The organism is Marinobacterium sp. xm-m-312 (genome assembly GCF_013283295.1).
Classification (GTDB): Bacteria; Pseudomonadota; Gammaproteobacteria; order Pseudomonadales; family Balneatricaceae; genus Marinobacterium_E.
This window is the reverse complement of sequence record NZ_WBYS01000004.1, coordinates 182,744-205,752: the sequence shown is the minus strand read 5'-3', so window position 1 is coordinate 205,752 and position 23,009 is coordinate 182,744. Positions and strand designations below refer to the sequence as shown.

Here is a 23,009-nt window from a genome sequence, read left to right as displayed (position 1 = left end):
GATGTTAAAGACCCCTTACTACCTTATCGATCGATCGAAACTCCAAAAGAACCTGGAGAAGATCGCCTACGTACGTGAGCATTCGGGTGCTAAATCACTGCTTGCACTGAAATGCTTCGCGACCTGGTCCGTGTTTGATCAAATGTCGCAGTATATGGACGGTACTACATCATCCTCACTCTATGAAGTTAAATTAGGTCATGACAAGTTTCCAGGTGAAACACACGCCTACTCGGTCGCCTATGACGATCATGAGATTGAGGAGGTGCTCGCTAACTGTGACAAGATCATCTTCAACACCATCAATCAGTTTGAACGCTTTGAAGAGCAGAGCCGTGACAAGACGCGTGGCTTGCGCGTGAATCCGGGTATTTCAACCTCTGAGTTCATCATTGCCGATCCAGCACGTCCGTATAGCCGCCTGGGTGAATGGGACCCTGAGCGTATCGAAACGGTAGTCGATAAAATTTCCGGTTTCATGTTCCACAACAATTGTGAAAATGGCGATTTTGAGCGTTTCAGTGCCATGCTCAGTGATATCGAAGCGCGCTTTGGCCACCTGATTGCCAAAATGAAATGGATCAGTCTAGGGGGTGGTATCCACTTTACCGGGGATGATTATCCGCTTGATCAATTCTGTCAGCGTTTGAAGTCCTTCTCTGAAACCTATGGTGTTCAGGTCTATTTAGAGCCTGGTGAAGCGGCCATTACCAAGAGCACAACGCTCGAAGTATCGGTATTAGATACACTCTACAACGGTAAGCACCTAGCGATTGTTGATAGCTCGATTGAAGCGCATATGCTCGATCTTTTGATCTATCGAGAGGACGCTCGTATGTCACCTTGTGATGGTGAGTACAGCTATCAACTGTGCGGTAAGTCTTGCTTGGCAGGCGATATTTTTGGTGAGTTTAATTTTAATCATGAGCTTAAAGCCGGTGATCGACTCTCAATAGAGGATGCGGGTGGCTACACCATGGTTAAGAAAAACTGGTTCAATGGTGTGAAAATGCCCTCTATAGCCATTAAAGAGTTTGATGGTTCGATCAAACTTGTTCGTGAATTTGGTTATCAGGACTTTGTCGATAACCTCTCTTAATAGTGTTAAGTAACGCATCGGAGTGCGCGATCTTATGAAAAAGAATGTACTAATTATTGGCGGCGGTGGTGTTGCCCAGGTGGTGGCGCATAAATGCGCCCAACACAACGATATCCTCGGTGATATAGCGATCGCTTCAAGAACCAAATCGAAGTGTGACGCGATCATCGACAGCATCCACGAGAAGGGTGCAATGAAGGTGGATGGCAAGTTAACGGCTCATGCACTGGATGCAATGGATACAGCCGCGACGGTTGCATTGATCAAAGCGACGGGCTCTGAGATCGTGCTTAATGTCGGTTCAGCCTTCGTCAATATGTCGGTACTTGAAGCCTGTATTGAAACGGGTGTCGCTTACCTAGACACCGCTATTCACGAAGACCCACTTAAGATTTGTGAAAACCCACCTTGGTACGGTAACTACGAGTGGAAACGTCGCGAGCGCTGTAAAGAGACAGGCACCACGGCTATTTTGGGCTGTGGCTTTGATCCAGGTGTCGTAAACGCTTATGCGGCACTGGCTAAAAATGAGTACTTCGATACGCTCGAGTCAGTCGACATTATCGACATCAATGCGGGCGATCACGGTCACTGGTTCGCCACCAACTTCGACCCTGAGATCAACTTCCGTGAGTTTACCGGACGTGTCTACTCTTGGCAGAACAATCAGTGGCAAACCAACCAGATGTTTGAGATCAGTCGTACTGACGATCTGCCTGTGGTGGGTGAGCGCACAAGCTACATGACGGGTCACGATGAGATCCACTCTCTATCAGCCAACCTAGGTTGTCCTAATGTACGTTTCTGGATGGGCTTTGGGGAACGTTACATCACCGTATTCACGGTTCTAAAGAATCTGGGTCTTCTCTCTGAGCAGCCAATCGAAACGGCTGAAGGGCAGAGTGTTGTCCCTCTTAAAGTGGTTAAAGCTTGTCTTCCAGATCCTGCGTCACTTGCACCCAACTACACCGGTAAGACCTGTATAGGTGATCAGGTGAAAGGAACTAAAGATGGTCAAGAGCGTGAAGTGTTCATCTACAACGTTGCTGACCATAAAGATGCCTACAATGAGGTCGGTAGCCAGGGTATCTCCTACACCGCTGGTGTTCCACCGGTTGCAGCTGCGTTATTGATTGCGACGGGTGAATGGGATTGTAAAACGATGGTTAACGTAGAGGAGTTGGATCCACGTCCATTCCTGAATCATCTTAACCACATGGGTCTGCCAACATGGATCCGTGACGAAAATGGAGAGCGTCCGCTCGATTTCTCTTAATATCGACTAGCTCCCATCAAGCCCAGATGTTATAACGAAAACTTGTTATCGCACTGGGCTTTTTTAATGCTTGAACTCTTCCCTTGGGCCGCGTTTCTGGTGGCCATTACCCTATTAACACTGACCCCCGGTGTCGATACGATGATGGTATTGCGACGCTCTGTAGGCAGTCGAAGCCAGGGGTTTTTAGCCAGTCTTGGTATCTGCTTGGGGCTGTTTGTGCACGGAACATTGAGTGCATTAGGCGTGGCTGCCATTCTGGCCAGTTCAGAAACACTGTTCTTTTACATGCAGATGTTAGGAGCAGGCTATTTGATCTATCTTGCACTGCAAGCGTTTAAAGATCTGTTCAGAGGACGCGCATTGATTTTGGAAACTGCTACTAATGAAAGCGCTCTACGCTCGGCCTTCTACCAAGGTTTTCTCAACAATCTGTTAAACCCGAAAACCTTACTCTTCTATATGGCTCTGTTACCGCAATTTCTGGTATCGGGCTATTCACCATTACTGCAGTCTCTGATGATGGCGTTAATCCATTTTTGTATTGCCATGGTCTGGCAGGGTGGTTTGGTATTAGGTGTCGATCGAGCCCGTCATCTTCTGTTCAATAGAGGTGTGATCAGAGCCTTAGATGGCTTAAGTGGAACTGTTTATCTGATGTTCGGACTACGCCTCTTACTTGGTGAGCGTAGTTAACGATGCGCCTTGAGCTGAGACTTTCGCTTTTCTACTACACCTTCTTCTCGCTGTTAGGGGTGGTGATGCCCTTTTGGGCTCCCTACCTGAGTCATGAAGGTTTCAATGCTGAGGAGATTGGACTCCTGTTGGGCGCGTTTCACCTCTCTAGGCTTTATGCTCCCAGCATTTGGGGCTATGTGGCCGATCGTCATATGGAGCGCATGCGGGTTGTTAAACTGGGTGCGCTGCTGGCTGTATTAGCCTTTATTCCGGTGCTGTTCATTGAGGGGTTTTGGCCGCTGCTGCTTGCGATGCTCTGCTTCTCATTTTTCTGGAATGCGATTTTGCCGCAATTTGAAGTAGTGACCTTAAGTCATCTAGGTGAGAAGCGAGATCGCTATGGGAAAATTCGTTTGTGGGGCTCCGTTGGGTTCATAGCGGCTACCTTGATCGGTGGTGAGTTGTTCATAGACGATCAGATCGAGTGGGTGCCTATTGGGTTGTTGGTGGTATTAATTGCTATCTACTTTGCAACCTGGACGGTTCCCAAGCCGGCTGCCGCACCGATCAATTCAGCCAAATCTGTCTCTGTTGCAAAGGTGATGAGACGTCCTGAAGTGATGCAGTTCTTTGCGCTGATCTTTTTTGCACAATTGGCTCACGGCCCCTACAACGGTTTTTACACGCTCTTGCTGCAACAAGAGGGGTACAGCGGCTTATCCATAGGTTTATTGTGGTCTTTAGGTGTTCTGGCTGAGATAGCGATGTTCGCTGTGTTGCACAAATTGTGGCAACGCTTTTCGCTCGTAAGTGTCTTTATGGCGAGTTTAATGCTGGCAGTGCTGCGCTGGTTAATGATGGCAACCCTGTCTGACTCACTGTTAATGATCATACTCTCTCAACTGCTACATGCGGCCAGTTTTGCGGTGCTGCATGCCAGTGGTATTCGTATTGTGCAGCAGCTCTTTCCCGCTGGAAGCGAGGGCAGGGCGCAGGCTCTGCACTCTAGTCTCGGCTTTGGTTTGGGTGGTCTGTTTGGTTCCATCATTGCCGGCTACCTTTGGCACCACTTCGGTTCTGGCGTTAGTTTCATCTTTGCGGCGGCGGCCAGTCTCGTAGCTCTGTTGTTGATATCCTTCGGAAAGTTGCCGGCAAAAGTGCAGCAAAATAGCTAAAAAGGTTTTTTTGCAGTGCGAAAATAAACGCGTTATGCTCAAGCCTACAGGCTTCTTAAAAGTGCTGCATGGAGATCGTTATGAAAATCAGTGTAGATGTTGATTTAACCCCAGAAGAGTTTCGCCGCACCCTAGGTCTACCCGATGTGTCCGAAATTCAAAAAGAGTTAGTTGAACAGTTTAGACAGCAGATGCTTAATGGCGCAGATGGTTATGACGCTCTCTCTTTAATGCAGCCCTATCTAAATTCAGGCCTAAATTCGATGGAGGCCATGCAAAAGGCTTTCTTCGGAATGATGACCAGCAACACTAGCGATAAGAACGATAAATAATTGTTGAGGTACTTTTGTGCGCATTCTTCGTAAATATACAAACCGCCGTCTCTACGACACATCTCGCAGCTGCTACGTTACCCTAGAAGATGTAAAGCAGCTGGTAATGAACGGTGAGACCTTTCAGGTTCAGGATTCTAAAACAGGCCAAGATTTAACGCGCAACATTCTCCTGCAAATCATCTCTGAGCAAGAGGCTGATGGGGGTGGTACCTTGCTAACCAATCAGGTGCTTCAGCAACTCATCCGCTTTTACGGTGATAGCATGCAGGGCATGATGAGCCAGTACCTAGAACAGAGCATCAGCGCCTTCCTAGAGCACCAAGATCGTATCCGTGATCAGATGGAGACGATGATGGGCGCAGCCAATCCATTAACGATGATGAACAAATTGACGGATCAGAACATGGCCTTCTGGAATATGTTCAATCCAACGGCTAAACAAGAGGGTGAGAAAGAGGAGAAATAGCTCTTTTCTTGGTTTCTCATTCGACAAAAAAGAGAGCTTTTGCTCTCTTTTTGTTACTTAAGTGCCTGTTCTATCTGATCCAATGAGATCGGCTTGGGGATAACCTCTTTGGCGCCTTTAATTATCATCTGCTCTGTCTCATTACCCGTAATCGCTGCCGTGCATCCCAAAATCGTCCCTTTGAAATCTTGTTTCGTGAGTTGCTCGATCAGTTCTAAGCCATTCATTTCTGGCATGTTCAGATCCGTAATCACCAGATCAAAACTATCTCTTTTTACAAGCTGCAACGCATCACGACCGTTATCAGCAACCTCTACATGTGCACCAACTTTACTTAACATCTTTTGGGTCAGTAGCTGAAGCGTCTTATTATCCTCTGCTATCAGAATTCGCATGTCTGAAAAGTTGATTGAATCTCTTATCTGCGATGAATTTTTAATCTCAGGTTCATTAACGGCAAATTCCAGTATGAATTTTGCACCCCCTAGTTCTGAAGTGCTGTAGTCCAATTTAGCCTCAATAGCATTGGCAATCTCTTTTACGATGTACAACCCAAGTCCTGTACCGTCCGCGTCTGTTTTGCCTCGATTAAATGGCTTTAATAGATCCTCTAATGCTTCTTTAGGGATGCCTACGCCGTCATCTTCAACAACGATTTGCAACAGGTTTTGATCGCTTGCATGTGTCAGAGAGACAGCAATCTGGTTACCCCCGCTGTGAATCGATGCATTCTTGATTAGGTTTGTGCAGATTTGTCGAATGGCTTGTACAGGCAGTACAAATTGACCGCTCTCTTGTAAGCTGAGAGTCAATTGCTGTTGGCGTTGAAGCAGAAGTCCATGAAGCGATCCGCAAACACCATTGAATAATGGATTCCGGAGTTGCTGTTTTAAATTGAACTACTCGTTTTTCTGGTTCGCCAATAAAGCGAAGATCTTCTAAAACATCGAGTAAGTTGCTGGCAGTCGATTTTAAATAGGTATCGATCTCTTCGCGGGGTATCGATTCATCTTTAAGTAGCATGTTGATCGATGCAATAGGGGTACGCAATTCATGTCCAACCACTGCGAAAAACTGTTTTTGTTGTTCCTGTTTAGCTTTGAGTTGTTCTAACGCAAGTCTGAGCTCTTTCTCTCTGGCTAATCGCTCTGTTTGATCCAGTACCACGCTTACCCAATGTTCATTCATTAGACTGTCCGCTGGGTTACAAATCGTTCTCACTTCAACAGGGAACTGACGATCATCATCTAGCTTATACAGGGACTCATGAGACAAGTTTTGGTCAAAAACCCTATTCTTGATCTGGTTCTCTGAGCTGAGTAGATCCATTTCCCAGATTGGCACAGCCTGTTGAGCATTAATCTTAATCCCTGTTTTTTCTGACAGATAAGGGTTTATCTCAACAATTTTTCCGGTTGCAGTCTCGGTGCGGTGAATGCCGATTTCTAGGTCGCTGAATAGGTCAACGACACGTTCTGCACGCAACGCATGAATTCGCCAGTATTCCCGCTCAATGAGCGTTTGAAGGAGGCAGAGGGTCTCCTCTTTGATGTCATCAAAGTGATTGGGTTGACTGTCATAGACGGCAAACTGAGCTAGGGTACCCGCAGTGGGGTGGTTGATCGGTAAGCCAAGAAAGCTCTCTAATCCTGAACCCTCTTTTTTGATGAAGTCTTTCTGGACATCACAGGGTATAGAGACCTTTTTCCCTTTATAAACCAGTGCACAGGGTTGATCGGTCATGCAGTACACCCAGGGTTCAGAAGGCTCCTCCCCACGAAAAGCGGCATGGCCTTCAATCAGCTCAGCGTGGCTATCAACTAACACACCTACAAAAACCAGAGAGGGTGAATAGGCTTCGCTGAAAGCCTGTGTGATCTTACTCAGAATATCGTGATGATCTGCTGTTTTTGACAGTTCAATCAGACGGTTTATCAAGTGTCGGTTTCGCATCTATTGACTCTAGTAGGGAATTAGGAAACATCAATAAACAAATGCAAAAAATAGGCCAGCTTTGGAAATGTTGAGGAGTATTTAACACTATTGGCCTTTGAGAATTGATCACTGTTCTGAACATTTACGTAAGCAAATCATAAATTGAGGACTCTTAAATTGAATCATATACGCGGTATTGTTTTTGACCTTGATGGAACGCTTGTGACATCCACACTGGATTTCAATCAAATTCGTTTGGATATCGGGTGTCCAGCTGATGTAGATGTGTTGAGTTTTGTTGAAACACTTTCATTGCCAGAGAGGGCTGACGCCGAAGCGATTATCCACCAACACGAAGTTGAGGATGCAGAACTTTCTGAATGGCTTCCTGGTGCAAAAGAGTTTGTCGATCAATGTCAGACATCGGGAATGCCTCTCGCTATTTTGACTCGAAACTCTGAGTTCTCCTCTAACAAGAAGATTGCGAAAAACAACATACCGATTTCGCTTGTGTATACTCGTGAAAATTCAGCGCCCAAACCAGACCCAACTGCATTGAATGAAATTGCAAAGAATTTTTCTCTGCCTAACCCGTCCATCATGATGGTGGGTGATTACAAATACGATCTAGAGGCTGGACGCAACGCGAACATGTCTACCTGTTTGGTAAATTGTGAAGGCGAACCCGACTACCTACATCTTTCAGATCATCGTTACTCGAGTTTTATCCACCTTCACAGTGCGTTCTTTGCAGGTCGATAAATGCCTTACAGGTTAAATGAAGCGAAAACCACGTAAATATTTTTCGCAACGAAAACCGCAGGTGCTGTTAGTAGAACGCCTACTGTTAAAAAGACACCAAATCTGTTCATTTTGCTTGGAAGGACAAGGTCTTTCAAAACAACAAACACCATGAACAAAACCAGTGCAAAAACAAAGATACTGGTTATCAGCATATCCAGTTCGTGAGGGGCTGGGTTCAACTTAGTACTCCTATGTGAGGGTTTTAAATCACTGTGATGTACGATCAGAGTTTGAAACAAGTTCAATATGTCACATTAGTCATGTACCGTTTAGCGTTGGCTTGTTGTAAGTGAATGCTTCTAATATTCTCACCATGTTAGAAAAAAGGTAGGTCACAAATGATGGATTTCATCAAAAGAGTTAAGTCGGATGCTGCTGACATTCCGGGTCTGTTTTTAACAACGTTTTCCGCATCCGAAGGTGAGGGTGAGGGTGAGGGTGAAGGCGCATTAATTCGTGAGCTGGTTACTGATCTATTTACCCTGCCAGAAGAAGATGTCCTGTGCTTTATGGCTCTTGAGGATGATCAGCTTCTTGGGGCAGTGCTATTCTCGAAGTTTATCTACACCGATCAAATACATGGCTTACTTCTCTCACCGATGGCTGTAATTCCTGAGGCTCAAGGTAAGGGGGTCGGTCAAAATCTAATCAGATTTGCAATCGAGCAGTTGAAGGAGGCGTCTTACCCATTTCTGGTTACTTATGGCGACCCCAATTTTTACTCCAAACTGGGGTTTCAATCGATCAGTGAGAAACAGCTTCCGGCTCCATACATGCTTTCCATGCCGCAGGGGTGGTTGGCTTTATCATTGGATGGCAAAGCTCTGCCAAGGTCTACCAACAAACCACAGTGTGTTGAACCTTTTTGCAATCCTGGTATTTGGTGATTTACGAAAAAATGAGTGCTTTTGCTATTTTTGGCTCAAGTGCGTCTCGATGGCATCAATCACTTGGCCACGACAGCGATCACTGATGAAGGCGCCGATGTGGCCGGCAGGGAGAGCCAGCTCTTGGTAGGGGGTGTTGGGAGTAATGGCTGTTTGTAACGCTTGGCTTGAGGCAGGTGGTACCAAGTGGTCTTTAGTGCCAAAGATATTCAAAATGGGAGATCGAATGGAGGTTAGTTTTACGGCTTTGGAGTCGACATAGAATGATCCTTGCATCAGTCCATTCCCTTTAAAAAACGTCTCTGCAAACTCTATAGCGGCCCGGCCTGCTAGATCAGGACTGTCATTGATCCACTGCTCCATGCGTAAGAATAGCTCGGCGCTTGTCGCGTCTTGAATCGAGCGGCTCAGCCCCATCTCTTTTACGACACCCAGTTGCAGTGGTTTAAGCGCAGCGTAGATCTGATTGAGAAACTGACCAGGAAGGTTTCCATAGGCTTTGACCAGCTGTTCAATGTTCGTCTCTCGGACCATTTCGCTAAGGGTAAACCCTTCGACATCAGTTTCCACGGGTGTGACCAAAGTGACCAGTTTACGAACACGCTCTGGTTTTAAACTCGCATAAGCGAGAGAGAATACGCCACCCTGGCATATGCCCATTAGGTCAATCTGTTCAAAACCGGAACGCTCTATAACGCACTGTACGACGCTATCTAGATAGTCGCCAATGTAATCATCAAGTCCAATATGTCGATCACACAGATCAGGATAACCCCAATCGATCAGATAGATATCACGCCCTTTGGCACGTAAATCCTGAACCAGAGAGCGATCGGGGGCTAAATCGAGAATAGTGGGTCGATTAACCAGCGCGTAACAGATAATCAGCGGTGGCTGTCTGCGTCGTCCAGACTGTTTAAAGTGCAGTAGTCTCATCTTATCGAGGGTTAACACAACCTCGGCTTTCAGTGAGCTATCCTCCAAAGGGGGGAGTTCACTGAGTACCGCCATAGCCTTAGCCAGCTCTTTTTGTGAATCGAGCAGGGCTTGGTTATGCCGATTAGCCATTGTGATCACCTGATTCTAGGGCAGAGAGTCGCTTCTCTAGCTGTCGAATGCGTCTGCGTTGTTGATCGAGCTGTTCAATCAGGCGATCGAGTTGCTCAGGTGAGGGGAGTCCCGCTTGTTCTGTCAGTTGCGTCAGAAGTTGTTTCCAAGAAAGTTTTAGATCGGCCCATCCATTCAGCCACCCGCTTTGCGCTAGCTGCATCGATGGCTCTTGGAATTGAACCTGGTAGGTGTTGTCGTAGATCTTACCCCAGAGCTCAATCTGATCCTTGGCAGAGAGTGAGTCATCGAATTGCTCTTGCCAGGTCTGCGTTGCCTGCTCAGTAATTTGATTCATCTCTTCGGTCAGTGTTTGGCCTGCTTGCTGCCACTGCATAAAGGATTCGATCAGTTGGTTAAGTTTTTCAAACTGAGGAGTGTTCAATGAGGATTTTAATTGCTCAAATTTAGCGAGTTGCTCCTCATTAAAGAGTGTCGATAAGTGGGTGTGAGTGAACAAGAGCGGTGCCATCTGCTGTGGCAAACTAGCTTGTTGCAGAAGCAGCTGGACATTGAATTGATGCAACTCCTCTCTTAGCTTTTTCAGTTGCTCACTGGAGTCGGTCGCTTGATCCTGCAGTGCTTCTACTACACTCATCATCGCTTTGGAGTTTTGAGCAAGCGTTTTGATCCACTGGGCATGATTACTAGAGAGTTGCTCAGGGTGCGTTTGGAACTGATCCATTAGATGGTTCCACTCATTTAAACGAGTGGTATCGATAACAGATCCTGTCTGCTCGAACTGCTGCAGCCATTGATTGAACTGATCTAGAAGCGGATGGTTCACGCTAAGCCCTTATTTACTCTTTGACTCATACTAATTCACCCTGATTCAGTTATGAACCCTTCTGCGCATCCTCTTTTAGTAGATTGAGCAGTTTGCCCGCCGCATTAGAGAGTGTTCTGTCACGGTGGTAGATAAACCCAAGCGGCCGTTCAATGGCGTCACTGTCGATCACCACCTTATGCAGGTTGTTATCAATCATCGATTCTGGAAGTAGGCTCCAACCTAGACCAACACTGACCATCATACGAATGGTATCAAGGTAGTTGGTGCTGATACCTAAATTAGGCGTTAAACCTCGCTGGGCTAACTGCTCGTGCACAATCAGCGAGGTGAAGGTATTAGGTGCTGGCAGAATACCCGGGTACTGGTTCAAGGTTTCAAAATCGGTTGAGCCATGCTTAGCGATAGGGTGGTCGGTAGAGACACAGTAAAAGAGTCGATCTAGCCACAACACCTCCGAGTAAAGACGTGGGTCTGACTCTGGTGAAAGCGTGATCAGTGCCAGTTCAATGTCACCATGAAGCACCGCCTCATAAGCGACCTCTGATTCGTAAAAACGAAGATCTAATTCTACCTCAGGGTAATGAGTGGTGAAGCTGCGCAGGGTGTTTGGCAAACGATGAAGGCTAATATGGTGGCTTGCTGCGACAGACAGACGACCAGAGATGTCGCCCTTTATATTGTCGACGACGCGTTTGGCGTCTTCTAATTCCGCCAAAATACGGCGTGCCTGGGGGAGCAGTGCTTTACCGGCATCGGTCAATGCTATGGTTCGGCCAATTCGATCAAACAGCCGAGCTCCAACCTGTTCTTCTAGTTGAGCCACGCGTTTGCTGACCGCTGACTGAGTTATAAACAGTCGCTGTGATGCTTGCGAGAAGCTGCCTAGCTGAGCGGTCTCAACAAAGGCTTGTAGGGTAGAGGTATCCATAAGCCTAAGCTTACAAGAGAGCGGTTGAAATAGGCATAAAAAAAGCACCACAGAGGGTGCTTTTTGATCAAAGACTTATCTCAGGATTCGTCTTCTTCTAGTAGCTCTTCGCGAACGATGTGCACATCTTTTGGTGCTTCTATGCCGAGACGAACACTGCCGCCACCTGCTTCAACCACCATTACTTCAATGTTGCCATCAATAATCAATTTTTCGCCGACGTTACGTGTAAGTACAAGCATGGATAAGAGTCCCTTCTTAGGAAAAGTTAATCTGTTTTTTTTATGTGTTACCAATGAAATGTAGACCATATTTTGAACTTTACAAAAAAAAGATTAATTTTTTTAAAAATAATTTAACTATTCTTATTTGGAATGGAAATTATAAATAATAAGAGTTTGTCTATTGAAAGAGGTGTGGATAAAATTTAGACACTTTTAAATCCTTACGGATAGGTCACCAACCAGGAGAGAGAGATGGCTGGTAAAACACTTTATGACAAATTATGGGATGCCCATTTGGTGCGTCAGAACGATGATGGCAGTTCATTAATCTACATCGATCGTCAAATTCTTCATGAGGTCACTTCACCTCAGGCTTTTGAGGGCCTGCGTATGGCGGGTCGCAAACCTTGGCGTATCGATGCTAACCTAGCGACGCCTGATCACAACGTACCCACCACTGAACGAGCTGGCGGCGTCGATCAAATTGTCGATCCCGTTTCTCGTATTCAGGTAAAAACACTGGATGAGAACTGTGACGAGTACGGCATTGTTGAGTTCAAGATGCTTGATGAGCGTCAGGGTATCGTTCACGTTGTAGGCCCAGAGCAGGGTATGACTCTGCCAGGTTCTACCGTTGTCTGTGGTGACTCGCATACCTCTACCCACGGTGCTTTCGGTGCGCTAGCGCATGGTATTGGTACTTCTGAGGTTGAGCACGTTCTTGCGACTCAGTGTCTGATCGCTAAGAAGATGAAGAACCTTCTGATTAAAGTAGACGGTGATCTTGGTGTTGGCGTCACCGCTAAAGACGTTGTACTTCATGTAATCGGTGTTATCGGTACGGCTGGTGGTACAGGCTATGCGATGGAGTTCGGGGGTTCTGCAATACGCTCGCTCTCTGTTGAGGGTCGTATGACTATCTGTAACATGGCGATCGAAGCGGGTGCTCGTGTAGGTCTTGTAGCGGTTGATGATAAGACGATTGAGTACTTTAAAGGTCGTCCATTCTCACCAACTGCGGATCAGTGGGAAGCGGCTGTAGCAAACTGGAAAAATCTAGTCTCTGATGATGATGCTCAGTTCGATAAGGTCGTTGAGATCAACGCCGCTGATATCAAACCTCAGGTGACTTGGGGTACCTCGCCAGAGATGGTGGTTGCTGTCGATGGCACTGTGCCAAATCCAGCGAACGCTAAAGATGCAGATGAAGCGAACTCTATTACTCGTGCGCTTGAGTACATGGGCTTGAACGCGGACCAGGCGATTACCGATATCAAACTTGATCGTGTCTTTATCGGTTCTTGTACTAACAGCCGTATCGAAGATATGCGCGCTGCCGCTGCAGTTGTTAAAGGCCGTAAGGTTGCAAGCACAGTGAAGCAGGCGCTTGTTGTTCCTGGTTCTGGTCTTGTAAAAGCGCAGGCAGAAGCGGAAGGTTTGGATAAGATCTTTGTTGAAGCGGGTCTTGAGTGGCGTGAACCGGGCTGTTCAATGTGTCTTGCGATGAACCCAGATAAGTTGGGTAATGGTGAGCACTGTGCATCAACCTCTAACCGTAACTTCGAAGGCCGTCAGGGCTTCGGTGGTCGTACCCATCTAGTGAGCCCAGCAATGGCGGCGGCTGCTGCGATTACAGGCCACTTCGTTGATGTGCGCGATTTTGAGTTGAACTCTTAAGTTAGGGCGGAGATAGAGATATGAAAAAGTTTACGACTCACACCGGTGTTGTTGCTCCGCTTGATCGCGTCAACGTTGATACCGATATGATCATTCCAAAGCAGTTCCTTAAATCGATTAAGCGCTCTGGCTTTGGTCCTAATCTATTTGATGAACTTCGTTACCTTGATGAAGGTCAGCCAGATCAAGACTGTTCTGGACGTCCTATCAACCCAGACTTTGTTCTAAACAAACCAGAGTACGCTGGTTCTAGCATTCTGTTAGCACGCAACAACTTTGGTTGTGGTTCTAGCCGCGAGCACGCTCCTTGGGCATTAGATGACTACGGTTTCCGTGCAGTGATTGCACCAAGCTATGCCGATATCTTCTTCAATAACTGTTTCAAGAATGGTCTATTACCGATCATTCTTACAGAGGATGAAGTGGAAGAGCTTTTCCAAGCCGTTGCTGCAGCACCCGGTATGAGCCTAACGGTTGATCTTGAAAATCAGAAAGTGGTTAGCCCAGACGGCAAAGAGTATAGCTTCGAAGTTGATGACTTCCGCAAGCACTGTCTGCTAAACGGTTTGGATGATATCGGCTTAACGCTTGAGCATGCTGATGATATCCGTGCGTACGAAGCGAAACGCCGTGCCGAAGCGCCTTGGTTGTTCGACGCGATTAAGTAATTGATTTGTTCGCGGCTATTGATGGTGACTGGCTTTAGCCTGTCATCCGCTATTAATTTACGCTCGGTAGTCTGGAAGACGCTGAGAGAGTCGTGTCAGGCTGAAAGCCAGACACGGTAAATAAGGAATAGAAAAATGAACGAAAACAAAGTTTTGATTTTGCCAGGTGATGGCATTGGTCCTGAGATTGTTGCTCAGGCGCGTCGTGTGCTTGAACTGGTTAACGATCAAGATAACCTTGGTCTTGAATTTGATGAAGCACACGTTGGTGGTGCTGCGATCGATGCGACAGGTGTACCTCTTCCAGAAGAGACCCTAGCTAAGGCGCATGACTCCAAAGGCATCCTTTTGGGTGCTGTGGGTGGTCCTAAGTGGGATACAAACCCTGATTTTCAGATTCGCCCAGAGAAGGGGCTTCTAGGTCTTCGTACTCAGCTTGGATTGTTCGGTAACCTGCGCCCAGCGATTCTTTACCCACAGTTAGCTCACGCCTCTACTTTGAAGCCAGAAGTGGTTTCAGATCTAGATATTCTTATCGTTCGTGAACTAACGGGTGGTATCTACTTCGGTCAGCCACGCGGCATTCGCACCACTGAAGATGGCCTACGTGAAGGTTACAACACTTACGTATACAACGAAGATGAGATCAAGCGTATCGGTCGTGTCGCTTTTGAAGCGGCAATGGCACGTGGTAAGAAACTCTGCTCTGTCGACAAAGCAAACGTACTAGAAGTGACGGTGCTTTGGCGTGAAGTGATGGAAGAGTTGAGCGCTGAGTACCCTGAAGTTGAACTAAGCCACATGTACGTAGATAACGCTGCAATGCAGCTAGTACGTGCACCTAAGCAGTTCGATGTGGTGGTAACAGGTAACATGTTTGGCGACATCCTTTCAGATGCTGCTGCAATGCTGACGGGTTCCATCGGTATGCTGCCTTCATCGTCTATGAACGTGAAGGGTCAGGGTATGTTTGAACCTTGTCACGGTTCTGCTCCGGATATTGCGGGTCAAAACATTGCAAATCCATTGGCAACCATCCTGTCTGCCGCTATGATGTTGCGCTACTCGCTTGATAAGGGCGAAACTGCGGATCGAATCGAAGCCGCGGTAAGTAAGGTTTTGGATCAAAACCTGCGTACTGCCGATATCTTCTCTGAAGGCATGACGAAGGTTTCGACAACTGAAATGGGTGACGCGGTGATTGCTGCGCTAAGCGCATAATCAAACGTTAACCGAGAAGGCCGGTTAGATCCGGCCTTTTTTGATAGAGCTATTGAATAGCGAAAAAGTTTTTTGAGGGTAAATATGAATCGTGTAGGTTTTGTTGGCTGGCGCGGTATGGTGGGTTCCGTTCTTATGCAGCGTATGCAGGAAGAGCGTGACTTCGATCAGATCGTTGAACCGGTATTTTTCACCACTTCTCAGGTAGGTGCTGCTGGTCCAGACATTGGTAAAGAGATTGCTCCACTTAAAGATGCATCTGATATTGATGCGCTAAAAGAGATGGACGCGATTATTACCTGCCAAGGTGGCGACTACACGAAAGAGGTTTATCCTAAGCTTCGTGCTGCTGGCTGGAATGGCTACTGGATTGACGCTGCTTCTGCTCTGCGAATGGATGATGAAGCGATCATTGTTCTGGATCCAGTCAATAGCGATGTAATTGAGAAGGGTCTAGCGAAAGGGATCAAAACTTACGTTGGCGGTAACTGTACTGTCTCTCTCATGTTGATGGGTCTAGGTGGTCTATTTAAAGCGGGTCACGTTGAGTGGGTCTCTTCAATGACTTATCAGGCTGCATCAGGTGCTGGCGCACGCAATATGCGTGAGTTGATCACTCAAATGGGGCAGATTCGCGATGGTTCAGAAGCGCTTCTGAATGACCCTGCATCGGCAATTCTTGATATTGATCGTCAGGTTGTTAGCACCATGCGTAACGATCTAGCCGTTGATAACTTTGGTGTGCCGCTTGCGGGCTCGTTGATCCCTTGGATCGATGTACCTGTTGCCGATGGTCAGTCTAAGGAAGAGTGGAAGGGCTATGTTGAAACAAACAAGATTCTTGGCCGTAACTCTAACCCGATTGCTATCGATGGTACCTGTGTTCGTATCGGTGCAATGCGCTGTCACAGCCAGGCATTTACAATCAAACTGAATAAAGATCTTCCAATGGATGAGATCGAGCAGATGGTTGCTGAAGCGAATGATTGGGTAAAAGTGGTGCCTAATGATCGTCAGATCACTATGGAAGAGCTATCACCAACCAAAGTGACCGGTACATTGAGTATCCCTGTGGGTCGTCTTCGTAAAATGAAGATGGGCAAACAGTACCTGAATGCCTTTAGTGTGGGTGATCAGTTGCTATGGGGTGCTGCAGAGCCTCTTCGCCGAATGCTTCGTATTCTACTGGCTCAATAAGCGTAACGAATCAATTAACGGCCCGCTCATTTGCGGGCCGATCTTTTTGGAAAAGCTATGAAACTATTTTTTGTTGGTGTCTCATCTCTAGTAGCCGACCAGTTTTTTGAACTCTTCGAAGATCACCCTCTAGCGAGCGAAATTGAGCTCTCTTTATGGGATGACGAGAGCGAAGCGGGTCGTTCATTGATGATTAACGGGCACTCCACACTGGTGCGTCCCGTTGATCAAGCTCCGTTTGCTGAAGCGTCTGTGGTTATTCTGGCTCAACCTGAGGCGAGTGCGGATCTTTTGGAGCGCGCTTCATCGGGTGCAACCTTGATCGATCTCTACTCTAACCTGTCTGCTGAATCGTCTCAGTTGGCCGTCGCGGGTCGTGACCGTCTGGAGTCTGGCGAGTGGTATCAGCTCGCTGAGCCTGTGCTAGTAGCAGTCTACAAGTTCTGCCAGGCGATTAGCGCTAAAGTTGAGCCTCTTCGTATGCACATTGCCGCGACTTTGCCTGCCAGTGTTCATGATCGCAAAGGCGCTGAGGCTTTAGCACGTGAAACAGCCGCACTGCTTAATGGTCGTGAAGCGACAGAGCAGTTTTTAGATGCAACCCTAGCCTTTAATGCATTGGCTCAGCCGTTTGTATTGGACGAACAAGGTGAATCAGGGTTAGAGCGTCGTATTGCTGAGGGTGCTGATGCACTGTTTGACGATGCCGAAGTAACGGTATCAACCGTTCAAGTGCCGATGTTCCACGGTACCTCTGCAATGCTGATGGTTGAGACACAAGCGGACCAATCGGTCTCTGATCTAGTAGCGCTCATTGATCGAGATAATGCGTTGCGTTTCAGTCACAGCCCCAACGCCTCTACTCAATCGATGATTGGGCAGACTGAGTGTTTGGTATCGCGCCTGCGTGTCGATGCACGTGTGGACCAGACGATTCAAGCTACCCTGATGTTTGATGAGAACCGTTTCGGCCGTGCCTCAGCACTTTTAGAGCTGCTTGCTACATTGGTAACTAAGCACTAATTTAAAAAATCTGCCCGGTAAACTTGACCCATTACCGGGTAGCAACAATACTTCATTCAATAGAGAGAGATTAATCCTTTCGGATTAATAGAGTGGAGTGAAGTTATTGTGCGTCGTTTAGCACTCAGTATTGCCGTTTCATCCGCATTGTTAGCCAGTCAGGCTAATGCCCTAGGCCTAGGTGAACTCAATGTAAAATCTGCATTGAACGAGCCGCTTCAGGCTGAAATTCAACTGCTACAAGTTCGTGATTTAAAAGCATCCGATATTCGTCCTAAATTGGCTGATGATGACGCCTTCAGTCTGGCTGGCTTAAGCCGATCTGGCGTGTTGAGTTCGGTTGATTTTGACGTTGAGCTCAATGCCCAGGGTGGTGCTAAAGTCGTCATTAGTTCGGACACCCCTGTTCGTGAGCCCTTTATCAGCTTCTTGATGGAAGTGAATTGGCCCAATGGTCGTCTTGTTCGAGAGTACACCCTGTTGTTGGATCCTCCTCTGTTTGTAGAGGCTGCAGCTCAACCGACACCCATATCCGTGCCGTCCACTCCAGTAACTGACTCACTTCAGAAAGAGGGTCTTAAGGCTGAACCGGAAAAGGTTTTAAAAGCGAACCCGGCGCAAACTGTCCAAACCACACTGAGAACTGAGACCTCATCAGCGAATCAGGTTTATGTCGATGTAAATGATACCCTGTTTGCATTGGCTCAAAGTAATCTTCCTGATGAATCCGTCTCGGTCAACCAGATGATGCTGGCGATTCAGCGTCTAAACCCTAGTAGCTTTCCGACCAACAATATCAATGTTCTTAAAGCCGGTACGGTCGTCACGCTGCCCAATAGTGCGCAAGCGAATGAGCTATCAGTTAGGCAAGCGGCTATCGAAGTTCGCAAGCAGTATGAAGATTGGAAAAATGGCAGACGTTCCTCCGCTTCTGCAGCTATTGAGAAAGCGGACGTTACTCCAGTTGCTAAACCAGAGAGTGAAGCTCCCTCGGCTCAAACCTCTGAAGTGGTTAATCCATCAGAGGCTAAATTGAAGTTGGTCTCTGTTGACGAGACACAAGATCAACCTCTATCAACCAGCAGTTCAGAAGCTGAGGCTAGTCAGACGGTATCAGATTCAGTAGAGGTCCGAGTTGATAGCGAACCCTCTAACTCTGTGGTTGAAACTGAAGAGGAGGGAGCTTCTCTCTCTTTAGATCAAGATTCTGTTGCTACGCCCGTTGAATCAACGCCTCGCGAACAGGAGCTTCAAGCACTCAATCGAGACTTGGAAAATCAGCTGCTTGTAACTCAGGAGAGTGTCGAGAAAGTTGAACGTGACAATGCTGATCTCTCTGCAAAATTGGACTCTATAGCTGAGCAGCTACAGACCATGCAGCGTCTAATTGAGCTAAAAGATCAACAGGTTGCGCAACTGCAACAGCAGTTGGAACAGCAGATGCAGCTAGCTCAACAGCGTAATGAGGACCCAGTCGCTGCTGTGATCGACTATGTTCGAATGAATCCTGAAATCGTTGGTGGCAGTGCTGTAGCCTTTCTATTGTTGCTGCTGTTGTTAATACGATCTTCAAGAAAGCCTGCGCCTTATCGTGAACCCGCGAGCAGTGCGGCAAAAGAGGATGAGGTTATCTCTGAAGCGCCTCTAGTACCTTCAGCATCGTCGACCCCAACTATGGCTGTCGTTGAGCCATCAGCTGTTGAACCCGCTTTGGAAACGTCGATTGAGCCAGTCATCGATCCAAAGCCTGATTCTGATTCAGAGAGTATCGCTAAGGCTGAAGCTGAGATTCAGTCGATGATCGATGAGGTGCTTCGAGCTCGTGCCAGTGAGCAGGCGGCCCAAGCTGAGATGGAAGCGATCAGCGATGAGGTTGCTGAAGAGTCACCGCCAAATGAATCCGTTGATGAATCATCAAATACAGGTGATCTCGCTTCAGTTGAACCTCAGCCTGAGGTCATTGATGATAATGAACTGGAAACAGAAACAGAAACAAGTTCTGACGCTGATGATTTTCTCTCCAGAGCTAATGCAGCTATGTCATCACCTGAAGAGCAAGAGGCGATGGTTAACGAAGCCGATGAGTCGCAGCCGGAAGATGATGATTTAGAGGAGTTTCTTGACTCTGAGCTAGAAGCCTCACTGGCAGATGCCGATTCGGTTAAATCGATTGTGGAGCCTGTAGAAGAGGAGAGTGCAGAGCTGCAAGACCTCGATTTTGTTATCGAGCCGTTTGATTCAGAATCTGACGAAGAACCACAAGAGAGCCAAATTCCGGGCGTTGATATGCCGCAAGCAGACTCAACGGATGAACCAGCGCACACTGACTCCATTGATGAGGACCTTGTCGCTCTAGAGGCAATGATGGGCGATGCCAGCGTTCCCGATGAGGCATTTGATATCGAGGTGGATCAAGATGTTGAAGCTGACGGACAGTCTGACGATCATTGGGAATTTGTCGTAGAAGAGAGTGATTCTGGGGCGCTGGACGGGGAGATCGAAAAGATTTTCGATGAAGTTGATGGCGATCTAGAGGTGGTAGAAGAGATTAATGACACCGCAGAGTCAGAAGATTTTGATACCCACTTCTACAGTGGTGCAGATGAAAACGAAACCCGATTAGATCTAGCAAGAGCTTACATTGAAATGGATGATTATGAGGCTGCTCGTGATATCCTTGTCAGTATGAAAGACAAAGGCTCTTCTGCTCAGCAGCAGGAGGTCGCAAACCTCTTGGATCAATTGGATAAAGCTTAGTTAATGAGCGATATTGAAAACATCAAAGGGGCGACGGAAGTCGCCCTTTTTCGTTACGCCCTTGGGATTGAGTACGCTGGTGCAAACTATCATGGCTGGCAGATTCAGGCAGATGAAGGGGTTGTCACGGTTCAGGAACGTCTGCAGCAGGCGTTAGCAAAGATTGCGAATCACGATGTGCATCTGGTCTGTGCTGGCCGCACCGATACCGGGGTGAATGGCTGTTATCAAGTTGTTCACTTTGATACACCCAATCAGCGAATCGATCGTGCCTGGGTGATGGGTACGAATCGACACCTCCCTGATGACATTGCGGTGCTTTGGGCAAAACCGGTGTCGGATCAATTTCACGCCCGTTTTTCTGCTCAAGCAAGACGTTACCGCTATCTGATCTACTCGGCACCTGTTAAACCGGCGATTCTCTCTAGAGGGGTTACTTGGACTCACAAGAGTCTTGATGTTGGGCGAATGCAATCGGCAAGTCGTTGTCTGATCGGTGAGCATGATTTCAGCTCTTATCGAGCGGTTGCCTGTCAGGCGAACAGTCCCGTTCGTACGGTGCATGATCTGCAGGTTTATAAAAGCGGTGAGATCATTGTGATCGATATTCAAGCCAATGCTTTTTTACACCATATGGTTCGAAATATTGCCGGTGTGTTAATGAAAATTGGTTCTGGAGAGGCTGAGGTAGAGTGGGCGGCTGAGGTGCTAGAGGCCAAAGATCGTCGCAAAGGTGGGGTGACCGCTCCGCCTTGGGGACTCTATTTTTGTGATGTTGAATACCCTGAAGAGTTTGCACTGCCGAAGGGTGGTACAGGGCCATATTTCTTGGGCCATTAGACTGACTAACTCTCTCTGTTTTGGTAGACTTTCCAACCGATAAATTGAGTGATCAACTCAGTTGTCTTTAACGACCTAATTTAGAGCCTCTATTGTGCGAACTCGTGTAAAAATTTGTGGTATCACCAATATAGATGACGCGCTATCGGCCGCTGATGCTGGGTGTGATGCGCTTGGCTTTGTTTTTTACGCTAAAAGTCCGCGAGCTGTTACTCCTGAACAGGCTGCTGAAATTATTTCCAAGCTGCCTGCGTTCGTTACCAGTGTGGCTCTGTTTGTGAATGAATCTGCTGAGGTCGTTAATCAGGTTATCGCCACAGCAGGTGTTGATCTATTGCAGTTTCACGGTGATGAGAGTGCTGAGTTTTGTTCCAGATTCTCTCGACCTTACATCAAAGCGCTTCGCATGAAGCCGGAGTTAGATCTAACGGCTCAGTTTGAGACGTACGCATCCTCACAAGGGATTCTTTTGGATGCTTATACCCCTGGGATACCTGGGGGTACTGGTGAAATGTTCGACTGGTCCAGAATACCAACTGAACTGGCAACCAAGATTATTTTGGCGGGTGGCTTGTCGGCAGAGAATGTTGCTGAAGCCATCGCTCAGGTGTCTCCCTACGCTGTTGATGTGAGTGGGGGTGTTGAGGCATCTAAAGGGATTAAAGATTCAAATAAAATGACAGATTTTATGAACGAGGTTTACCGTGCCAACAACAGATAATACACAGGTGCAGCTACCCGATGAGAATGGACACTTTGGCCAATTCGGTGGTCGATTTGTCTCTGAAACGTTAATGGGTGCTCTGGAAGAGCTTGAAGAAGTTTACAAAAAACTCTCTAACGACCCAAACTTCCAAGAGGAGTTTGATAAAGACCTCGCTCACTACGTGGGTCGTCCCTCGCCACTCTATTTTGCTGAGCGCCTCACAGACAAAGTGGGCGGTGCAAAGATCTATTTGAAACGTGAAGATCTTAACCATACGGGTGCACACAAGGTGAACAACACCATTGGTCAGGCACTTCTGGCTAAGTTTATGGGTAAGCCGCGTGTTATCGCTGAGACAGGTGCTGGTCAGCACGGTGTTGCCTCGGCAACGGTTGCTGCTCGTCTGGGTCTTGAGTGTAAGGTCTACATGGGTGAAGAGGATGTTCGCCGACAAGCGCTAAACGTCTACCGCATGAAGCTGTTGGGTGCTGAAGTGATTCCAGTTACTTCGGGCACTAAAACGCTAAAAGATGCGATGAACGAAGCGATGCGTGATTGGGTAACCAATGTCGATAATACCTTCTACATCATTGGAACTGCTGCAGGTCCGCACCCCTATCCAATGCTTGTGCGTGATTTTCAGTGCGTCATCGGGCGTGAAACAAAACAGCAGTGTATGAATCAGATTGGTCGTCTACCGGATGCTGTTGTGGCTTGTGTGGGCGGTGGCTCGAACGCCATCGGTATGTTCCACCCATTCATTGAAGATGAGTCGGTTCGTATGATCGGTGTTGAAGCGGGTGGTCACGGTCTTGAAACGGGTGAACACGCAGCACCGCTAAGTGATGGTCGTCCAGGCGTACTGCATGGAATGCGTACCTACCTGATGGAAGATGATAACGGTCAGATTATCGGTACACACTCTGTCTCGGCCGGTCTTGATTACCCAGGTGTAGGTCCTGAGCACAGCTACTTGAAAGATATTAACCGTGCAGAGTACGTTGCGATCAATGATGACGAGGCACTCGATGCATTCCGTACGTTGACGCAGGTTGAAGGTATCATGCCAGCACTTGAATCCTCTCACGCGGTTGCTTACGCCATGAAGATGGCAAAAGAGATGAGTCCAGATCAAGTGATTGTTGTAAACCTATCGGGTCGTGGTGATAAAGATATACATACCGTCGCAGGCATCGACGGCATTGAGATGTAATTG

General features: G+C 47.4%; 23 protein-coding genes. 17 read left to right on the top strand and 6 right to left on the bottom strand.

Annotated elements, in window-relative coordinates:
* Position 1: 1 nt before the first annotated feature.
* The 6 genes from nspC to phaR all read left to right on the top strand — a co-directional run bounded on the left by nspC (position 2) and on the right by phaR (position 5,029).
* Entirely contained in the window at positions 2 to 1,099 is a 1,098-nt protein-coding gene (nspC, locus tag XMM312_RS06675; protein ID WP_173488923.1) for a carboxynorspermidine decarboxylase, read from the top strand.
* A 34-nt stretch (positions 1,100 to 1,133) separates the two neighbouring features.
* The gene (locus tag XMM312_RS06670; RefSeq protein WP_173480821.1) at positions 1,134 to 2,375 is read left to right on the top strand and encodes a saccharopine dehydrogenase family protein; all 1,242 of its coding nucleotides are present in this window, start codon (positions 1,134 to 1,136) and stop codon (positions 2,373 to 2,375) included.
* Positions 2,376 to 2,441: 66 nt separating this feature from the next.
* Positions 2,442 to 3,071, top strand: a complete 630-nt coding sequence (locus tag XMM312_RS06665; protein WP_173480822.1) for a LysE family translocator — start codon at positions 2,442 to 2,444, stop codon at positions 3,069 to 3,071.
* Between the two features lie 2 nt (positions 3,072 to 3,073).
* Positions 3,074 to 4,228 (top strand): MFS transporter, encoded by a 1,155-nt coding sequence (locus XMM312_RS06660; protein ID WP_173488922.1) that lies wholly within the window; start codon positions 3,074 to 3,076, stop codon positions 4,226 to 4,228.
* Positions 4,229 to 4,308: 80 nt separating this feature from the next.
* The gene (locus XMM312_RS06655; RefSeq protein ID WP_173480824.1) at positions 4,309 to 4,560 is read left to right on the top strand and encodes a DUF6489 family protein; all 252 of its coding nucleotides are present in this window, start codon (positions 4,309 to 4,311) and stop codon (positions 4,558 to 4,560) included.
* A gap of 16 nt (positions 4,561 to 4,576) precedes the next feature.
* A complete protein-coding gene (gene phaR, locus XMM312_RS06650; protein WP_173488921.1) occupies positions 4,577 to 5,029 on the top strand; it encodes a polyhydroxyalkanoate synthesis repressor PhaR in 453 nt (150 codons plus the stop codon).
* A gap of 53 nt (positions 5,030 to 5,082) precedes the next feature.
* Here the strand turns inward: phaR and XMM312_RS06645 are convergent, their stop codons facing one another.
* Both XMM312_RS06645 and XMM312_RS06640 read right to left on the bottom strand, forming a co-directional pair.
* Positions 5,083 to 5,841, bottom strand: coding sequence for a response regulator (locus tag XMM312_RS06645; protein WP_173488920.1), 759 nt, complete (start codon positions 5,839 to 5,841; stop codon positions 5,083 to 5,085).
* Positions 5,735 to 6,982, bottom strand: a complete 1,248-nt coding sequence (locus XMM312_RS06640; protein WP_173488919.1) for a hypothetical protein — start codon at positions 6,980 to 6,982, stop codon at positions 5,735 to 5,737. Before XMM312_RS06640 ends, XMM312_RS06645 begins: the two co-directional genes overlap by 107 nt.
* A 159-nt stretch (positions 6,983 to 7,141) precedes the next feature.
* On the opposite strand from XMM312_RS06640, the gene XMM312_RS06635 reads away from it, so the two are divergent.
* The gene (locus XMM312_RS06635; protein ID WP_173488918.1) at positions 7,142 to 7,726 is read left to right on the top strand and encodes an HAD family hydrolase; all 585 of its coding nucleotides are present in this window, start codon (positions 7,142 to 7,144) and stop codon (positions 7,724 to 7,726) included.
* Between the two features lie 380 nt (positions 7,727 to 8,106).
* Positions 8,107 to 8,655 carry a GNAT family N-acetyltransferase gene (locus XMM312_RS06630; RefSeq protein WP_173488917.1) on the top strand — a complete coding sequence of 183 codons (549 nt, stop codon included), beginning with the start codon at positions 8,107 to 8,109 and terminating at the stop codon, positions 8,653 to 8,655.
* 24 nt (positions 8,656 to 8,679) lie between these two features.
* Here the strand turns inward: XMM312_RS06630 and XMM312_RS06625 are convergent, their stop codons facing one another.
* From XMM312_RS06625 to XMM312_RS06610, 4 genes are all read right to left on the bottom strand, one after another.
* The gene (locus tag XMM312_RS06625; RefSeq protein WP_173488916.1) at positions 8,680 to 9,723 is read right to left on the bottom strand and encodes an alpha/beta fold hydrolase; all 1,044 of its coding nucleotides are present in this window, start codon (positions 9,721 to 9,723) and stop codon (positions 8,680 to 8,682) included.
* The gene (locus XMM312_RS06620; RefSeq protein ID WP_173488915.1) at positions 9,716 to 10,549 is read right to left on the bottom strand and encodes a hypothetical protein; all 834 of its coding nucleotides are present in this window, start codon (positions 10,547 to 10,549) and stop codon (positions 9,716 to 9,718) included. The genes XMM312_RS06625 and XMM312_RS06620 overlap by 8 nt, the downstream gene beginning before the upstream one ends.
* Positions 10,550 to 10,598: 49 nt before the next feature.
* Complete coding sequence (locus XMM312_RS06615) at positions 10,599 to 11,480, bottom strand: LysR family transcriptional regulator (protein WP_173480829.1); 882 nt, start codon at positions 11,478 to 11,480, stop codon at positions 10,599 to 10,601.
* An 80-nt stretch (positions 11,481 to 11,560) separates the two neighbouring features.
* On the bottom strand, positions 11,561 to 11,722 hold the full coding sequence (locus XMM312_RS06610) for a carbon storage regulator (RefSeq protein ID WP_173480830.1): 162 nt from the start codon (positions 11,720 to 11,722) through the stop codon (positions 11,561 to 11,563).
* Between the two features lie 234 nt (positions 11,723 to 11,956).
* Between XMM312_RS06610 and leuC the strand changes: the two genes are divergently transcribed.
* The 9 genes from leuC to trpB all read left to right on the top strand — a co-directional run bounded on the left by leuC (position 11,957) and on the right by trpB (position 23,006).
* The gene (gene leuC, locus XMM312_RS06605) at positions 11,957 to 13,381 is read left to right on the top strand and encodes a 3-isopropylmalate dehydratase large subunit (RefSeq protein WP_173488914.1); all 1,425 of its coding nucleotides are present in this window, start codon (positions 11,957 to 11,959) and stop codon (positions 13,379 to 13,381) included.
* Between the two features lie 20 nt (positions 13,382 to 13,401).
* Positions 13,402 to 14,049 (top strand): 3-isopropylmalate dehydratase small subunit, encoded by a 648-nt coding sequence (leuD, locus tag XMM312_RS06600; RefSeq protein ID WP_173482428.1) that lies wholly within the window; start codon positions 13,402 to 13,404, stop codon positions 14,047 to 14,049.
* Positions 14,050 to 14,184: 135 nt separating this feature from the next.
* Complete coding sequence (gene leuB / locus XMM312_RS06595; RefSeq protein WP_173480833.1) at positions 14,185 to 15,270, top strand: 3-isopropylmalate dehydrogenase; 1,086 nt, start codon at positions 14,185 to 14,187, stop codon at positions 15,268 to 15,270.
* An 84-nt stretch (positions 15,271 to 15,354) separates the two neighbouring features.
* Entirely contained in the window at positions 15,355 to 16,467 is a 1,113-nt protein-coding gene (asd, locus tag XMM312_RS06590; protein ID WP_173482429.1) for an aspartate-semialdehyde dehydrogenase, read from the top strand.
* 57 nt (positions 16,468 to 16,524) lie between these two features.
* Positions 16,525 to 17,490, top strand: a complete 966-nt coding sequence (locus XMM312_RS06585) for an Asd/ArgC dimerization domain-containing protein (protein WP_173488913.1) — start codon at positions 16,525 to 16,527, stop codon at positions 17,488 to 17,490.
* 108 nt (positions 17,491 to 17,598) lie between these two features.
* A complete protein-coding gene (locus XMM312_RS06580; protein WP_173488912.1) occupies positions 17,599 to 20,247 on the top strand; it encodes a FimV/HubP family polar landmark protein in 2,649 nt (882 codons plus the stop codon).
* A gap of 3 nt (positions 20,248 to 20,250) precedes the next feature.
* Positions 20,251 to 21,087 (top strand): tRNA pseudouridine(38-40) synthase TruA, encoded by an 837-nt coding sequence (truA, locus tag XMM312_RS06575; protein ID WP_173480837.1) that lies wholly within the window; start codon positions 20,251 to 20,253, stop codon positions 21,085 to 21,087.
* A 94-nt stretch (positions 21,088 to 21,181) separates the two neighbouring features.
* On the top strand, positions 21,182 to 21,808 hold the full coding sequence (locus XMM312_RS06570; RefSeq protein ID WP_371740246.1) for a phosphoribosylanthranilate isomerase: 627 nt from the start codon (positions 21,182 to 21,184) through the stop codon (positions 21,806 to 21,808).
* Entirely contained in the window at positions 21,792 to 23,006 is a 1,215-nt protein-coding gene (gene trpB, locus XMM312_RS06565; protein WP_173482431.1) for a tryptophan synthase subunit beta, read from the top strand. Before XMM312_RS06570 ends, trpB begins: the two co-directional genes overlap by 17 nt.
* Positions 23,007 to 23,009: the final 3 nt, after the last annotated feature.

Bases quoted from the DNA above. Each gene is read 5' to 3' on its own strand.
- nspC (WP_173488923.1), top strand. From the start codon at position 2: ATGTTAAAGACCCCTTACTACCTTATCGATCGATCGAAACTCCAAAAG.
- XMM312_RS06670 (WP_173480821.1), top strand. From the start codon at position 1,134: ATGAAAAAGAATGTACTAATTATTGGCGGCGGTGGTGTTGCCCAGGTG.
- XMM312_RS06665 (WP_173480822.1), top strand. From the start codon at position 2,442: ATGCTTGAACTCTTCCCTTGGGCCGCGTTTCTGGTGGCCATTACCCTA.
- XMM312_RS06660 (WP_173488922.1), top strand. From the start codon at position 3,074: ATGCGCCTTGAGCTGAGACTTTCGCTTTTCTACTACACCTTCTTCTCG.
- XMM312_RS06655 (WP_173480824.1), top strand. From the start codon at position 4,309: ATGAAAATCAGTGTAGATGTTGATTTAACCCCAGAAGAGTTTCGCCGC.
- XMM312_RS06640 (WP_173488919.1), bottom strand. From the start codon at position 6,982: ATGCGAAACCGACACTTGATAAACCGTCTGATTGAACTGTCAAAAACA.
- XMM312_RS06630 (WP_173488917.1), top strand. From the start codon at position 8,107: ATGATGGATTTCATCAAAAGAGTTAAGTCGGATGCTGCTGACATTCCG.
- XMM312_RS06625 (WP_173488916.1), bottom strand. From the start codon at position 9,723: ATGGCTAATCGGCATAACCAAGCCCTGCTCGATTCACAAAAAGAGCTG.
- XMM312_RS06615 (WP_173480829.1), bottom strand. From the start codon at position 11,480: ATGGATACCTCTACCCTACAAGCCTTTGTTGAGACCGCTCAGCTAGGC.
- XMM312_RS06610 (WP_173480830.1), bottom strand. From the start codon at position 11,722: ATGCTTGTACTTACACGTAACGTCGGCGAAAAATTGATTATTGATGGC.
- leuC (WP_173488914.1), top strand. From the start codon at position 11,957: ATGGCTGGTAAAACACTTTATGACAAATTATGGGATGCCCATTTGGTG.
- leuD (WP_173482428.1), top strand. From the start codon at position 13,402: ATGAAAAAGTTTACGACTCACACCGGTGTTGTTGCTCCGCTTGATCGC.
- leuB (WP_173480833.1), top strand. From the start codon at position 14,185: ATGAACGAAAACAAAGTTTTGATTTTGCCAGGTGATGGCATTGGTCCT.
- asd (WP_173482429.1), top strand. From the start codon at position 15,355: ATGAATCGTGTAGGTTTTGTTGGCTGGCGCGGTATGGTGGGTTCCGTT.
- XMM312_RS06585 (WP_173488913.1), top strand. From the start codon at position 16,525: ATGAAACTATTTTTTGTTGGTGTCTCATCTCTAGTAGCCGACCAGTTT.
- truA (WP_173480837.1), top strand. From the start codon at position 20,251: ATGAGCGATATTGAAAACATCAAAGGGGCGACGGAAGTCGCCCTTTTT.